The sequence below is a fragment of the Pseudomonas sp. rhizo25 genome, assembly GCF_031931935.1.
Taxonomy (GTDB): domain Bacteria; phylum Pseudomonadota; class Gammaproteobacteria; order Pseudomonadales; family Pseudomonadaceae; genus Aquipseudomonas; species Aquipseudomonas synxantha.
Genome location: NZ_JAUJXA010000014.1, coordinates 48,282 through 61,477 on the forward strand (window position 1 = coordinate 48,282; position 13,196 = coordinate 61,477).

General features: G+C 56.9%; 18 protein-coding genes. 3 read left to right on the forward strand and 15 right to left on the reverse strand.

From position 1 onward, the window contains the following. Positions 1–6: 6 nt before the first annotated feature. Genes sctS through sctU form a run of 3 tightly spaced genes read left to right on the forward strand, consistent with a single transcriptional unit; the run spans position 7 to position 2,163 of the window. On the forward strand, positions 7–270 hold the full coding sequence (gene sctS / locus QZR30_RS23185; RefSeq protein ID WP_046070782.1) for a type III secretion system export apparatus subunit SctS: 264 nt from the start codon (positions 7–9) through the stop codon (positions 268–270). A gap of 10 nt (positions 271–280) precedes the next feature. Further along, positions 281–1,069: a type III secretion system export apparatus subunit SctT gene (sctT, locus tag QZR30_RS23190; RefSeq protein ID WP_056845561.1), complete on the forward strand. Its 789-nt coding sequence runs from the start codon at positions 281–283 to the stop codon at positions 1,067–1,069. Next, positions 1,066–2,163, forward strand: a complete 1,098-nt coding sequence (gene sctU, locus QZR30_RS23195) for a type III secretion system export apparatus subunit SctU (RefSeq protein WP_046070780.1) — start codon at positions 1,066–1,068, stop codon at positions 2,161–2,163. Before sctT ends, sctU begins: the two co-directional genes overlap by 4 nt. Here sctU and QZR30_RS23200 read toward each other — a convergent pair whose 3' ends face one another. The 15 genes from QZR30_RS23200 to QZR30_RS23270 form a co-directional block, all read right to left on the reverse strand. After that, entirely contained in the window at positions 2,164–2,529 is a 366-nt protein-coding gene (locus tag QZR30_RS23200; protein ID WP_081214398.1) for a transcriptional regulator, read from the reverse strand. Next, positions 2,526–2,729, reverse strand: a complete 204-nt coding sequence (gene hrpT, locus QZR30_RS23205; protein WP_046070778.1) for an HrpT family type III secretion system protein — start codon at positions 2,727–2,729, stop codon at positions 2,526–2,528. Before hrpT ends, QZR30_RS23200 begins: the two co-directional genes overlap by 4 nt. Further along, positions 2,726–4,864 (reverse strand): type III secretion system outer membrane ring subunit SctC, encoded by a 2,139-nt coding sequence (gene sctC, locus QZR30_RS23210; RefSeq protein ID WP_046070777.1) that lies wholly within the window; start codon positions 4,862–4,864, stop codon positions 2,726–2,728. Before sctC ends, hrpT begins: the two co-directional genes overlap by 4 nt. A gap of 14 nt (positions 4,865–4,878) precedes the next feature. Next, positions 4,879–5,268 carry a type III secretion system chaperone gene (locus QZR30_RS23215; RefSeq protein ID WP_108240737.1) on the reverse strand — a complete coding sequence of 130 codons (390 nt, stop codon included), beginning with the start codon at positions 5,266–5,268 and terminating at the stop codon, positions 4,879–4,881. A gap of 1 nt (position 5,269) precedes the next feature. Next, positions 5,270–5,488 (reverse strand): hypothetical protein, encoded by a 219-nt coding sequence (locus QZR30_RS23220; RefSeq protein WP_046070775.1) that lies wholly within the window; start codon positions 5,486–5,488, stop codon positions 5,270–5,272. Positions 5,489–5,602: 114 nt separating this feature from the next. Next, positions 5,603–6,175 carry a type III secretion system stator protein SctL gene (gene sctL / locus QZR30_RS23225; RefSeq protein WP_046070774.1) on the reverse strand — a complete coding sequence of 191 codons (573 nt, stop codon included), beginning with the start codon at positions 6,173–6,175 and terminating at the stop codon, positions 5,603–5,605. Between the two features lie 24 nt (positions 6,176–6,199). After that, positions 6,200–6,565, reverse strand: coding sequence for a type III secretion protein (locus tag QZR30_RS23230; protein ID WP_233518743.1), 366 nt, complete (start codon positions 6,563–6,565; stop codon positions 6,200–6,202). A 169-nt stretch (positions 6,566–6,734) separates the two neighbouring features. Continuing rightward, on the reverse strand, positions 6,735–7,520 hold the full coding sequence (sctJ, locus tag QZR30_RS23235; protein WP_046070772.1) for a type III secretion system inner membrane ring lipoprotein SctJ: 786 nt from the start codon (positions 7,518–7,520) through the stop codon (positions 6,735–6,737). A 6-nt stretch (positions 7,521–7,526) separates the two neighbouring features. Beyond that, on the reverse strand, positions 7,527–7,886 hold the full coding sequence (locus QZR30_RS23240) for a hypothetical protein (RefSeq protein WP_046070771.1): 360 nt from the start codon (positions 7,884–7,886) through the stop codon (positions 7,527–7,529). A 52-nt stretch (positions 7,887–7,938) separates the two neighbouring features. Next, complete coding sequence (locus QZR30_RS23245; RefSeq protein ID WP_046070770.1) at positions 7,939–8,118, reverse strand: hypothetical protein; 180 nt, start codon at positions 8,116–8,118, stop codon at positions 7,939–7,941. A gap of 185 nt (positions 8,119–8,303) precedes the next feature. Then, complete coding sequence (locus QZR30_RS23250) at positions 8,304–9,221, reverse strand: sigma-54-dependent Fis family transcriptional regulator (protein WP_046070769.1); 918 nt, start codon at positions 9,219–9,221, stop codon at positions 8,304–8,306. 371 nt (positions 9,222–9,592) lie between these two features. Continuing rightward, complete coding sequence (ychF, locus tag QZR30_RS23255) at positions 9,593–10,693, reverse strand: redox-regulated ATPase YchF (protein WP_046070818.1); 1,101 nt, start codon at positions 10,691–10,693, stop codon at positions 9,593–9,595. 22 nt (positions 10,694–10,715) lie between these two features. Then, positions 10,716–11,300 (reverse strand): aminoacyl-tRNA hydrolase, encoded by a 585-nt coding sequence (pth, locus tag QZR30_RS23260; RefSeq protein ID WP_003208389.1) that lies wholly within the window; start codon positions 11,298–11,300, stop codon positions 10,716–10,718. A 166-nt stretch (positions 11,301–11,466) separates the two neighbouring features. After that, the gene (locus tag QZR30_RS23265; protein WP_032886113.1) at positions 11,467–12,072 is read right to left on the reverse strand and encodes a 50S ribosomal protein L25/general stress protein Ctc; all 606 of its coding nucleotides are present in this window, start codon (positions 12,070–12,072) and stop codon (positions 11,467–11,469) included. Positions 12,073–12,210: 138 nt separating this feature from the next. Beyond that, positions 12,211–13,152 (reverse strand): ribose-phosphate pyrophosphokinase, encoded by a 942-nt coding sequence (locus tag QZR30_RS23270; protein WP_003208392.1) that lies wholly within the window; start codon positions 13,150–13,152, stop codon positions 12,211–12,213. Positions 13,153–13,196 lie beyond the last annotated feature (44 nt).

Below are 13,196 nucleotides of genomic sequence, written 5' to 3' on the forward strand. Positions count from 1 at the left end.
TGGCTTATGGAACCGATCGTACTGTTCAAGCAGGGCATGCTGCTGGTGGTTATGTTGACCGCACCGCCGCTGATTGTGGCGGTGGTGGTAGGGGTCATGACATCCCTGGTCCAGGCGCTGATGCAAGTGCAGGACCAGACGCTGCCTTTCGGTATCAAGCTGGTGGCAGTGGGTATCACTTTGATCATGACGGGGCGCTGGATCGGTGTGGAATTGGTCCAGTTGATGAACGTGACCTTCGACATGATCGGTCGCTCGGCCCTGCACTGAGGTTTCGCCTGTGCTGCTTTATCTTGAGTATTTGCCCAGCTTGCTGGTCGCCATGGCGCGTATCTACCCCTGTGCCTTTCTCGTGGCGGCATTCTGTTTCCAACATATACGAGGCATGCCCCGGCACACCATCGTGATGGTCATGGCACTGCTGCCGGCGCCGGCTGTTCATGCGATGCTGGAGGGCCAGGAACTCTCTGCGCTGCTGCTTGGTGGGCTGGTTCTGAAAGAGCTGGCCCTGGGGATTTTGCTCGGCGTATTGCTGTCGATGCCGTTTTGGATGTTCGAGTCGGTTGGTGCGCTGTTGGATAACCAGCGTGGCGCCTTGGCCGGCGGCCAGCTCAACCCCTCGTTGGGGCCGGACGCAACGCCGGTCGGGCACTTGTTCAAGCAACTGGCGATTTTTCTGTTGATGGCCAGCCTGGGGCTGGGAGCGTTGACCCAAGTGATCTGGGACAGCTACCTGGTGTGGCCACCGACGGTGTGGTTTCCGCTGCCCGCTGCCGATGGGTTCAGTACATTTGTCGACCTGCTCGGGGACACCTTTACGCATATGGTGCTCTATGCCGCCCCCTTCGTTGCGGTACTGCTGTTGTTGGAATTCGGCATTGCGCTGCTTGGGGTCTACAGTCAGCAATTACAGGTGAGTACTTTGGCGCCGCCCCTCAAGTGCCTGGCGGGTATTGGTATCCTGTTGCTGTATTTTGCGTTGTTACAGGACCTGATCGTCGGGCGCATGGGCTCGCTCACCGACCTCAAGCACTCCCTGGGAGTAATGTTCAAGGTCTCGGTACCATGAGTGATTCAGGGGAAAAAAAGCACCCCGCGTCAGCCAAGAAACTGCGTGATCAGCGTAAGAAAGGGCAGGTCGCCCAAAGTCAGGATGTGGGTAAGCTGCTGGTGCTGACGGCCATCACTGAGATCGCCTTGTTCACCGCCGAGACCAGCCTGCAACGTTTCCAGCAGTTGATGTTGTTGCCGATTTCACGCTCGACCCTGCCTTTCCCGCAGGCGCTGGAAGAAGTGATGGTTGAAGGCGTGATGATGTTTTTTTCATTCGCGCTGCTGATGGCCGGGGTGGCGATTATTACGAAGCTGGTCAGCAGTTGGATGCAGTTTGGGATCCTGTTCGCCCCGGACACCCTGAAACTCGATTTCAACCGTCTCAATCCGCTCAGTCAACTCAAGCAAATGTTCTCTGTACAGTCACTGATGAACCTGTTGATGAGTGTGATCAAGGCGACGCTCCTGGGCCTGATCCTGTACGTGGTGATCTGGCCTTCACTGGGAGTATTGATCAACCTGGCCACCAGCGACCTGCAAAGCTATATCCTGGCGTTGATCGCTTTATTCCGCCATTTGCTGCATGCCTGCCTGGGGTTATTGCTGGTGTTGGCACTTATTGACCTGACCATGCAGAAGCACTTCTTTGCCAAGCGAATGCGCATGACTCAAGTGGAAGTCGTCAAAGAGTACAAGGATATGGAAGGCGACCCGCATGTGAAGGGACAACGCCGCGCCTTGGCACAGCAATTGGCCCAGGAGGAGCCGAAGGTCAAGCTGCCCAAGCTGGAGGAGTCCGACATGCTGGTGGTCAACCCGACGCACTTTGCCGTGGCTTTGTATTACCGTGCCGGCGAAACGCCGTTGCCTCTATTGGTGGAGAAAGGTACCGATGATGACGCCCGTGCGTTGATCGCCCGGGCCAAGAGGGCGGATGTGCCGGTGATCCAGTGCGTCTGGCTGGCGCGTACGCTGTATACGAAGAAGCTGGGGGCGAATATTCCTCGCGAAACCTTGCAAGCCGTGGCGTTGATCTACCGTACCTTGCGCGAGCTTGATGATGAAGCCAAGCGTGAGACCCTGGAGTTGCCAGAGCTTGATCTACGTTGACTAGCGCGGGGTGCGTGCATCCAGGGTTGCAAGGCTGGCCAGCGACAACATTCGGCTGAGGGTCCTGTCGAACAGGGTGCGCTGCGGGGGCAGCGCATGCCAGATCACCAGGGCGTCCTGCGCGTCGATGTAGATGAAGCAACCATCGAATGCCACGGTTTGCTCGAAACGGCGCTCCAGCACCTGCTGTAATTGTAACGGTCGCAATGTTTCGCGTGTCACGTGCAGGGCCAGTCCTTGGCAGGCTCCGGCCTGCATGCCACTGACTGTCACGCCCGGAGCGAGTGTCAGGTGAGCGGCAGAGCCGCCCACCAGGCTGTCGAGGAAGACCTGACGCTGATCGTCCGGCATTCCTTGAGCGCTCATCGTTCCAGTGACACTGTCTGATAGTCCGCCCGTTCCCCCGCGGGGCCGGGTTCGACGCGCATTTGCGGCGGCCACCAGATCACCAGCTTATCCATGGTCGATTGGGGGCGTGAGCAGGAGTCGCCCTTGCAGGTGGGCGTACAGCCGACGACGAGCAGTGCCGCGCCGATCAGTGAGGCGTATAGCAAGCGGTGTTTCATGGCTTGGCCTTCTGGGTTGGAGTGATCAGAGAGGGGCGCGGCACGCTGAGGTGTTCATCCTTCACCACCGGGCGCATGGCGATGAACACTTCTGCTTCTTCGCCTGGCTTGAGCCAGGCCCGTGGCCAGACACTGACGGCCAGGGTTTGTGCATTACTGCATTCCTTTTCGTCGATACGCACATTGCGATTGAACTGGTTGCGCAGCACGACCACTGCCACGTTGTACTGCGAGCCCGCATACCACTGGCTGCGTTCGGTGTTCAGCGCCAGCAGGTTGCGAGTGCTGCACAGGGTGTTCAGCCCCAGGGGCATCGGCGCTGCCTTGAAGGCCTTGGGCACTTCACCGCTGACCAGGTGCGCCAGGGTGCTGATAATGTCACTGCGCTTGATCACCGGCTGGTGAGGGTCATAGCGCCTGACCAGTGGCGCGAGAGCGGCCTGCAATTCGACCTGGTCGGCCTGCGGCAAGTAGCGTGACGGGTCGGCCTGGTCGCCAATGACGCGGGGCGTGAGGATGAACAAGCGTTCACGCCGATTGTTCTGTCGTTCAGTCGAGGAAAACAGTGCCTTGCCTAATAGCGGGATATCACCCAGCAGCGGTACCTTGCTGAGTCTGTCCGTGCTTTCGGTGACATGGAAACCGCCGACTACCAGTGAGCGTTTTTCCGCCATGATGGCCTGGGTGCTGACCTTGCCTCGGCGCACATCGAAGCTGTCGGGGGTGGGGTTGGCTTCTTCGAAGTTACCGTCCTCGATATCTACCAGCAGCTGGATTTGGTGGCCTCCACGGCTAGTAATCACGCGTGGCACTACCTGGAAGCTGGTTCCTACGGTAATCGGTAGAATCGTTGCGTTTTCCCTACCGCGAGACAGGTATTGGGTTCGGTTGAAATCGATCACTGCTGGCTGGTTTTCCAGCGTCAGCACTGACGGATTGGACACCATGGTTGCCAGGCCCTTGGCCTCCAGCGCGCGTATGTCAGCCTCGAAGCGGTCACGGTTTCTAATGGTCAACTGAGTGTTGCCGGGAGCCACATCCGCTCCACCACTGAAGCGACTGTTCTGAAAGCCCCACTTCACACCGAATTCGCGTAGTTGCGTGCGCTCGATATCGAGGATGATCGCATCGATTTCCACCAGTTTACGCGCCACATCGAGTTGGGTAATCAGCTCTCGGTACATCGCCTGCCGTTCCGGCACGTCATAAATCAGGATGGCGTTATTGCGCAAGTCGGCTTCGACGCGGATACGGGCTAGGCTCACTGGGGCTCGCGGGGTGATTGACATGCCTGCATCGGGCGAGCCGTTCACCGCGTTTGCCGCGGACGAACCGAGCATTTGCCCCAACAGCGGATTGCTCAGGCGTGGGGTCATGGAGGTGACGAATGGGGGCTGCGTGCTGGAACGCTGAGTCTGCGCTGAAGGCATCGAGGTTGAGCGCGGCTCCAGCAGCCCACGAAGCATGGTCGCCACACCGGGGATGATGATTTTTTCGTTGCGGTATTCCATCTGGCGATCCGCCGCGCTGGCGAATTTCAGCGGATAGCTCAACACGCTCTGTTTTTCATCCGCGGAACGGCGCTGGCTGCTGAATCGCTTGATCTGTTCGATATAAACTTTGGGGCCGGAGACCAGCACGACACCGTCCTCCGGCAACTCGCCCCAGCCGAACCGACTGTCGAGCAGGCCTATGTCGGTGAGCGCCTGCTTGAGATCGGAAATGGTCTCGGACGAGACCTCCAGGCGCGCGGACTCTTGCTGGTCGAGGGTGCTGACATAGAGTGTGTTGTTGTACATGTACCATTGGAAACGGTGCTCGACCCCAAGCCGGTCGAGCAATGACTGCGGCGTATTGGCGCGTATCTTGCCGTTGACGTTACCTTCGAGCAGACCCTCGACTTGAAGTTGCGTACCAAACGTCTGGGCAAAATCCTCCAGCACTTCGCGTACGGGCTTATGCTGTGCTTCATAAGCGTAGGCAGTGTTTTTCCATTCGGGCGGAATGGCGGCCAACGTGTTGTCCAGCGGCAGCAGCCATCCGGGTAGCATGATGAGCCAGCCCCAGGCGGCGCGACGTGTGGTAGTAGATAGGTGAGGGCGCAAGCATTTGTGCTTGTCGATTTTATCAGGCATGGGAAGGTCTCTTGTTAGTGCGGTATCGAGCGCAGTGACGTGGGAACGAATGCGCGTGCAGGCCGGGCCTGGCGCGCAACGATGGCGCGCCAAGTGTCGCGTTGGTTAAGAAGGGATTCGAGGCACTTCACGGGCTGTTCGCCGTGGCCCATCTCCACACATTGAACAAGCCAAAGCGCACCGGTGAGGGGTGACTGCGCCAGAGCACCGTGAAAATAGCTCAGGCTGGGGCCCCCCAGGCGCATCCAAGTTCGTAGCGAGGCGTTGTCCGCGCCCGCCTTTGTCAACTGGACCTCTATCAGCAGTTTGTTCGAGACACGCCGAAAGTTGATTTCGTCGTCATTCTCGAACAATGTGAGCTGCTCTTCTTGGCCGTTCAACCAGCCGCCAATGAGTGTGTGCAACTTACTGCACACCATCCAGGGCTGTCTTAAGCAGCGTATGCCTGGAGCGGACTTGTTCGTTGAAAGCGATGATGGAGAGTTTCTGTTGTTTCACTAGATCGCTGAAATACTCGATGTCGCCATCGAATGCTTCAGTGTCTTTATAGGCGGTATTCACACGCTTGGTGTCAGATTGAACCTGCTTCAACAGGTGAGTGTTCAGGTTTCCGTAGAAGTCCATGAGTTTTACTCCAGATGTGTCTGAACTGTGTGGCGGGTTGTTTGTAACCAGTTCCATCGGCGGACATGTTTTTTAAAAATATCGCTGCCTTCATCGCTTTTTCGTTGATGTTTCCTACGCGCTCGCAAACAAAATTTCGCGCATTGATGCCCAGTCGATGCGGAAGTCGCCTTCCTCTGTTTCCAACAGCAACGTTTGAGGTTTGACCTGGTCATCAGGACGAAGCCTCCAAAGCGTAGAGTCCAGTTTGGCCAGGGCTTGGGCGATGTGATCGTGCTCAAGGGGGTGGCAAACCAGCGTTGCCTTGATCGGGGGGATTTGCGTCGCTACCAGCTGTTTAATCAATGCCGAAAGGCGTTGGGGCTGAGGCACTTCCTCCAACAGGCAGTGGAAGGCTTGGTTGGCGATGGAGGTGGCGTAGTGCTCGAGGTTGTCGCACATCGCCTGGCGTTGGCGCTCCCAGGCGCTGAGCTGCGCGTTGGCCCGTGACCAGAAGTCGAGACTGGCCTGTTCAAGCAGTTCTTCGCGATGTTCAGCCGCCTGGTGCAAGAGTTCGTCGGCTTGGGCCTGGGCGCTACCCAGTAGCTGCCCGGCCCGCGAGCAGTCGGCAAGCATTTCCCGGGTAATCAAAACCTTTGGCTGGCCGGGGACACCGTTGTGCAACTCAATTCTGCGTAGGGTCAGCATCGACAAGGCTCCGATTTTTTGCAGTTAACGATGGGTGAGTTCGCTATGCGTTGCGGCGATACGCCAGACAATCGCTTGCCAAAGCGTATTGAGCCGGCCATGGGCGTCGTCAAGTGACAGGTATGTCCTTTCAATTGCCTGCACCCGATGGGGGGCCAGGCGCAACCGCAGACGCTGCCAGACAGCAGGTTCGACCCAGGCCCGCAGCAATTGCAGTGGATCGTCGTCCGGTTGCAGCAAGGCCCCGGGATGCAGAGCCTTGGCAAGGCGTTCGCACCACTTGCGGTGTTCGTCGCACAAGGGGCTGTCGAGGTTGGGATGGCACGTGAGGTCCAGTAGCGCTATTGCCAGATCAATCTGCTCCGGTGATGCCAGTGCCAAGCCAAGCACCGTTGCACACGGGGCAGGAGGCAGACACGGCTCTATGCCCAAGGCGGCACATGCCAGCCCGGGCCGGCTGCGACACAAGGGCAGCACTGCGTCATAGGTGTGGGCGCTGGTTGCGTCCGGGTGCGAAGACTGCCAGGGATTGGCCCACCATTGTGCCCAAGCCAGGTGATCACTCATTCGACGGTTGAGCCGGGGCTACAGCTGGCGTTGACCGTTGGACTCTGATGCGCCAAAACAGCACAGCGACCAGCGTCAGTATCGCGCCGGCAATCAATAGGCCGACACTGGTGCGCCAAAAACCGACGTCCTCCTCAGGGATCAGGAAAGGGCCGAAATAGATCAATCGTTGTTGTTCCTGATAGACCGAAGCCGGCACGAAAACGACCGTAAGCTTTTGCGCGTTATCCAATGCAGTGCTCATGCCGGGAATGCTGCTGGCTACCATCCTGCGTACACGGGCCCTGATACTGTCGGGCTCCAATCGCGGGTCATGCTTGATGAACACCGAGGCGGAAGCAGGTTGGACGGGCTCACCGGGAGCCACGCGTTCGGGCAGCACGACGTGCACACGAGCGACGATGACGCCATCGATGTTTGACAGGGTCGCCTCCAGCTCCTGGGACAGGGCGTAGATGTACCTGGCACGTTCTTCCAGCGGCGTGGAGATGACGCCTTCCTTGCGGAAAGTATCCCCCATTGTGGCGCGGGCGACCTTGGGCAGCCCTACGGCTTCAAGCGTGCGAACGGCGCGGCTGATATCGGCTACATTGACCCGGATCACCACACCGTCCTTGGCAGGCACTTTTTGTGCGCGTATGTGTTTGTCAGCCAGTTCCGCGATGACTTCATTGGCGTCTTGTTCGGACAGTTGGCGATGCAGTTCGACACTTTCACTGCAGCCGCCCAGTATCAGCGACAGCGAGAGAACGAGTCCGATCGAAAGAAAACGAATCATTTTTTCCTACTGCAGGTTGCTGACTTTTTCGAGGCATTGCGCGCCCTTGCCGACGCACTTCACCAGAGTTTGGGTCAGCAGGACGGAGTCTGAAAGATGGGAGGCATAGTTGAGTCGATTTTTTTCCTTGAACTCATTGTTGAAGTCCTTGAGGCCTTTGCTCATGCCACTTTTCGCCTTGTCCAGATGCTGCAAAGCGTCGGTCAGGGCATTCGATGTCGGCGCGGCGCTAACCCGTTGCATCGAGGGTTCCAATTGCGAGCTGAAAAAGCTCACATCTTCGCCTTGGGGCGTAGGCTGGGTAGGGGACCTACGGGGTGTCAGGCCGCTTTGATATTCGCGTAATACGTCGACTTCTATTTTCATATAGACCTCCTTGGGAAAACCGCCCTTTTAATGAAAAGGGCGGTCAAGCGATTTAACGTATTGCGTCGATGTTCTTTTTCTTCTCAGTGATCTTGAAGGACTCAATACTTTCCTTCAAAGATTCACGAGCTGCTGCTTTCCTTTCCTGCTTGAGGTCTTCGTTTTCTCCGCCGCCGGGGCTTTGGAGAGGGGGTTGGTAGGTGTTTGCGCTGGCGCCAGTAACATTGCCCATAGTTAAACTCCGCTATTTAAGAAACGATATTTGAGCCCGATTTTCTAGTTTCAGTATTGATGCTTCCAATAGGTACTAAATATATCAGGCTCGTACTTATGTGGCTCAGGCTTGACTATGGTTCCAATTTTTACTTGAAGGATGTGTCTGGAGTTTTCTTGGGTGCATATCGGCTGGGCAGTGGGCTACTGTATTTCTAACTGTTTCATCCGATAGTAGAGCGTTCGCTTCGCCATGCCCAACTCTGCCGCCACCTCGTCCACGCAGTAGGAATGGCGTCTCAAAGCCTCTTCAATCAGGGCTTTCTCGATTTGTTGCAGGCGTTCTTTCAGGTTCGTTGGCGCGTTTGTAGCGTTCGAGGGGGAGTCTGAAAGCGGCGCCAGTCCCAGCACGAATCGCTTGGCAGTGGAGCGCAGTTCACGCACATTCCCCAGCCAAGGATGGCACAGCAACTGTTGGACCAGCTCGCTGCAAGGGGCTGGGGCCAGGCACTTATAGTGCTCGGCTTCCTCTTGAATCATATTCAGGAACAACGGGACGATTCGGTCACGGCGGTTACGCAGCGGAGGAAGATTGATGTTCACCACGCTCAGGCGGAAATACAAGTCGCGCCTGAATTTCCCTTGCTCGACCATCTCATGCAGCGATTGCTGTGCAGAGGCGATGACTCGCATGTCTACCGGGATGAACCGGGTGGAGCCCAGGCGTTCGACGCCCCGCGACTCCAGCACACGTAGCAGCTTGGCTTGCATGGAAAGTGGCATGCTGTCGATTTCATCCAGATACAAGGTGCCCAAATGTGCGGTTTCGATAAACCCCGCGCGTGACTGCACTGCTCCGGTGTAGGCGCCGCTGTTGACGCCGAATAGTTGGCTCTCTGCAAGGCTTTCCGGGATGGCGGCGCAGTTGACTGCGACAAAATGACCGCGTCGACCCGACAAACGATGGACCCGTTGGGCGAGGGTATCCTTGCCAGTGCCGGTTTCTCCCAGTAACAAAATATCGATATCGAGCGCTGCAGTACTCTTAAGCGTGCGCTCGATTTCCAAGGCTTCAACGGAGGGGAGGTATGTCTCATTTGTTATTGTGTAAGAAGCTGACATAGTCCAGGTGCTCCACTATCGCTATCACTTCACTGTTGATAGAACGCTGTTGGCGTGCAGCCAGTAGAGCCTAAATAATCAAAAAAGTCATCGTGTCTGTTAACGTGAAAAGGCTGAAAAATAACGTGAGAAATATTAACTATTTCAGTGCGCTGTTTTGTTCAAGTGGTTTTTCGGTGGTTATAGCGTGTTTAGCGTAGGAGAAAACTTAAAGGCGGGAGGATTGCGTGGATAAGTTTTTTTAGAGCCCTGGTTAAGTAGTTTTTTCATACGTTGAATTTGCACTTGTTTCAAATGTTGAAACAAACAGCCACAAAAAAGCCGATGCAATGCATCGGCTTTTTTGTTCGGTACAGGGGTTACAGGTTTACTTATACGTTGAAGCGGAAGTGCATGACATCCCCATCCTTGACAATATAGTCCTTGCCTTCAAGGCGCCATTTACCGGCTTCCTTGGTCCCAGCCTCACCCTTGTACTGGATGAAGTCGTTATAGGCGATGACTTCGGCGCGGATGAAGCCTTTTTCGAAGTCGGTGTGGATCACGCCGGCAGCCTGTGGCGCAGTCGCACCGACCTTGACGGTCCAGGCGCGGACTTCTTCGACACCGGCGGTGAAGTAGGTCTGCAGGTTGAGCATCTCGTAGCCGGCACGGATCACACGGTTCAGGCCAGGCTCTTCCAGGCCCAGGGCCTCGAGGAACATGTCTTTTTCTTCGCCGTCATCGAGCTCGGCGATTTCCGCTTCGATCTTGTTGCATACCGGAACGACGATGGCACCTTCTTCCTCGGCGATGGCCTTGACCACGTCGAGGAGCGGGTTGTTCTCGAAGCCGTCTTCGGCAACGTTGGCGATGTACATCACCGGCTTGGTGGTCAGCAGGTGGAAGCCCTTGATCACAGCCTTCTCGTCAGTGCCCATGGTCTTCATCAGGCTGCGTGCCGGCTTGCCTTCGGTGAAGTGAGCGATCAACTGCTCCAGCAGGCCCTTCTGGACCACGGCATCCTTGTCACCACCCTTGGCGTTGCGTGCGACTTTCTGCAGTTGCTTTTCGCAGCTGTCGAGGTCGGCGAAGATCAGTTCCAGATCGATGATCTCGATGTCGCGTTTCGGGTCGACGCTGTTCGAGACGTGGATCACGTTCTCGTCTTCAAAGCAGCGGACCACGTGGGCGATGGCGTCGGTTTCACGGATGTTGGCCAGGAACTTGTTGCCCAGACCTTCGCCTTTCGAGGCACCGGCGACCAGGCCAGCGATGTCGACGAATTCCATGGTGGTCGGCAGGATGCGCTTGGGGTTGACGATTGCCGCCAAAGCTTCCAGGCGTGGGTCCGGCATCGGCACGATACCGCTGTTGGGCTCGATGGTGCAGAAGGGGAAGTTCTCTGCCGCAATACCGGACTTGGTCAGGGCGTTGAACAGGGTGGATTTGCCGACGTTGGGCAGGCCGACGATGCCGCAATTGAATCCCATGGTGTTTCCCCTCGGGTAAGAGTCAGGCCTTCTGGCTGTGCAGGTTTTTCATCGCGCGGTTCCATTCACCGGCGAAGATATCCGGCAGCACGCCGAGGGCAAAATCGATGCTGGCATCGAGTTTTTCCTGTTCGGCGCGTGGCGCACGACCCAGGACGAAATTTGAAACCATACTGGCAACGCCTGGGTGGCCAATGCCGAGCCGCAGACGGTAAAAGGTATTCTGATTGCCCAACTGCGCGATGATGTCACGCAGGCCATTGTGCCCGCCATGCCCGCCGCCTTGCTTGAGCTTGGCAACCCCGGGTGGCAGGTCCAGTTCGTCATGGGCCACCAGGATTTCTTCGGGTTTGATCCGGAAGAAGCCCGCAAGCGCCGCGACAGCCTGGCCGCTGCGGTTCATGTAGGTGGTGGGAATCAGCAGACGAACATCCTGACCCTGGTGCGAAAAGCGCCCGGTCAGGCCGAAATATTTGCGATCGGCCACAAGATTGACGCCTTGGGCGTGGGCGATGCGCTCAACAAAAAGGGCCCCTGCGTTATGCCGGGTCTGTTCGTATTCGGCGCCTGGATTTCCCAGGCCAACGATCAGTTTAATGGCAGTCACGACAGGGGCCCTTCCTTTGGAGTTGTGGATAACATCGCTACACCGGCGTGCGGCGAAAGTAGACGACAGGAGCTCACTTATCCAGAGATAAACTTCGCGTTGTTGCCCGCTTTCTCGCTACGTTCGGTCCGCGATGTTCCCTCAAGCTCCTTCGTTGCAGAGTGTATTACTCGGCAGCGGTTTCGCCGGCTTCATCTTCTGCTACAACACGTGGCGCGTGGACGTTGGCAACAGCCTTGTCGTCGTTGTGAGCCAGTGCAACGAACTCAACGCCTTTAGGGGCCTTGAGGTCGGACAGGTGGATGATGGTGCCGATTTCAGCAGCCGACAGGTCGACTTCGATGAACTCAGGCAGGTCTTTCGGCAGGCAGCTTACTTCCAGCTCGGTAGTGGTGTGGGAAACAACGCCACCTTTCTTGACCGGAGCTTCTTCACCAACAAAGTGCACAGGCACGATAGCGGTCAGTTTCTGGCCGGCTACAACGCGTACGAAGTCAGCGTGCAGTACGTGGCCCTTGGAAGGGTGGCGCTGCAGGGCCTTGATGATAACGTTCTGCTTCTTGCCGCCAACGTTCAGTTCGATAACGTGGCTGTAGGCAGCATCGTTTTCGAGCAGCTTGGCTACTTCTTTAGCCAGCATGCTGATGGACTCAGGGGCTTTTTCGCCACCGTAGACTACAGCTGGAACCAGGCTTGCGAGACGACGCAGGCGGCGGCTCGCACCTTTCCCCAGGTCGGAACGCACTTCAGCATTCAGGGTAAAATCGTTCATGTTGTATCTCCAAAATAACCACATTCGCCCCAGCGTTTGCGACCAGCGCTAAAGGCGATATGGGCAAAAAAGCCCCGCCCCAACAGAATGCTGGGGCGGGGCGCTTTTCGTCAGTGAGGTGCTCCGAAGGTTTGACCCTTAACGGAACATCGCGCTGATCGATTCTTCGTTGCTGATGCGGCGAACCGCCTCGGCAACTACCGGCGCAATATCCAGTTGACGGATACGCGAACAGGCTTGAGCAGCAGCGGACAACGGGATGGTGTTAGTCACCACCAGTTCGTCCAGCATAGAGTTCTCGATGTTCTCGATCGCTCGGCCCGACAGCACAGGGTGTGTGCAGTAGGCGAAGACTTTTGCCGCACCGTGCTCTTTCAAGGCTTTGGCCGCGTGGCACAGGGTGCCGGCGGTGTCGACCATGTCATCAACCAGAATACAGGTACGCCCTTCGACATCACCGATGATATGCATCACTTCAGAGTGATTGGCTTTTTCACGGCGTTTGTCGATGATCCCGAGATCCACGCCCAGGGATTTGGCGACAGCCCGTGCACGCACGACGCCGCCAATGTCCGGGGACACGATCATCAGGTTTTCAAAGCGCTGGTCTTCGATGTCATCCACCAGGACGGGGGAGCCGTAGATGTTATCTACCGGAATATCGAAGAACCCCTGGATTTGGTCAGCGTGCAGGTCAACCGTGAGAACACGGTCGATACCCACCACGGTCAGCATGTCAGCAACGACTTTCGCGCTGATAGCCACACGTGCGGAACGCGGACGGCGATCCTGACGGGCATAACCAAAGTAAGGGATTACAGCTGTGATTCGAGTCGCTGAGGAGCGGCGGAAGGCATCAGCCATCACGACGAGTTCCATCAGGTTATCGTTGGTCGGAGCGCAGGTCGGCTGAATAATGAAGACGTCTTTACCGCGGACATTTTCATTGATCTCGGCTGTAATTTCGCCGTCGGAGAATTTACCGACAGAGATGTCACCGAGAGGGATATGCAGCTGACGTACGACACGCCGAGCCAGATCGGGGTTGGCATTCCCCGTAAAGACCATCATCTTGGACACGCGCAGTACCTAGAGGCTGAGGGTAACCTGGATGAGTATTAGAA

Coding starts and splice junctions, on each gene's coding strand:
- QZR30_RS23245 (WP_046070770.1), bottom strand. CDS start 8,118: ATGGGCAATGTTACTGGCGCCAGCGCAAACACCTACCAACCCCCTCTC.
- QZR30_RS23220 (WP_046070775.1), bottom strand. CDS start 5,488: ATGGACTTCTACGGAAACCTGAACACTCACCTGTTGAAGCAGGTTCAA.
- sctJ (WP_046070772.1), bottom strand. CDS start 7,520: ATGATTCGTTTTCTTTCGATCGGACTCGTTCTCTCGCTGTCGCTGATA.
- ychF (WP_046070818.1), bottom strand. CDS start 10,693: ATGGGATTCAATTGCGGCATCGTCGGCCTGCCCAACGTCGGCAAATCC.
- QZR30_RS23250 (WP_046070769.1), bottom strand. CDS start 9,221: ATGTCAGCTTCTTACACAATAACAAATGAGACATACCTCCCCTCCGTT.
- sctU (WP_046070780.1), top strand. CDS start 1,066: ATGAGTGATTCAGGGGAAAAAAAGCACCCCGCGTCAGCCAAGAAACTG.
- hrpT (WP_046070778.1), bottom strand. CDS start 2,729: ATGAAACACCGCTTGCTATACGCCTCACTGATCGGCGCGGCACTGCTC.
- sctL (WP_046070774.1), bottom strand. CDS start 6,175: ATGCTGACCCTACGCAGAATTGAGTTGCACAACGGTGTCCCCGGCCAG.
- QZR30_RS23240 (WP_046070771.1), bottom strand. CDS start 7,886: ATGAAAATAGAAGTCGACGTATTACGCGAATATCAAAGCGGCCTGACA.
- sctS (WP_046070782.1), top strand. CDS start 7: ATGGAACCGATCGTACTGTTCAAGCAGGGCATGCTGCTGGTGGTTATG.
- sctC (WP_046070777.1), bottom strand. CDS start 4,864: ATGCCTGATAAAATCGACAAGCACAAATGCTTGCGCCCTCACCTATCT.
- QZR30_RS23265 (WP_032886113.1), bottom strand. CDS start 12,072: ATGAACGATTTTACCCTGAATGCTGAAGTGCGTTCCGACCTGGGGAAA.
- QZR30_RS23200 (WP_081214398.1), bottom strand. CDS start 2,529: ATGAGCGCTCAAGGAATGCCGGACGATCAGCGTCAGGTCTTCCTCGAC.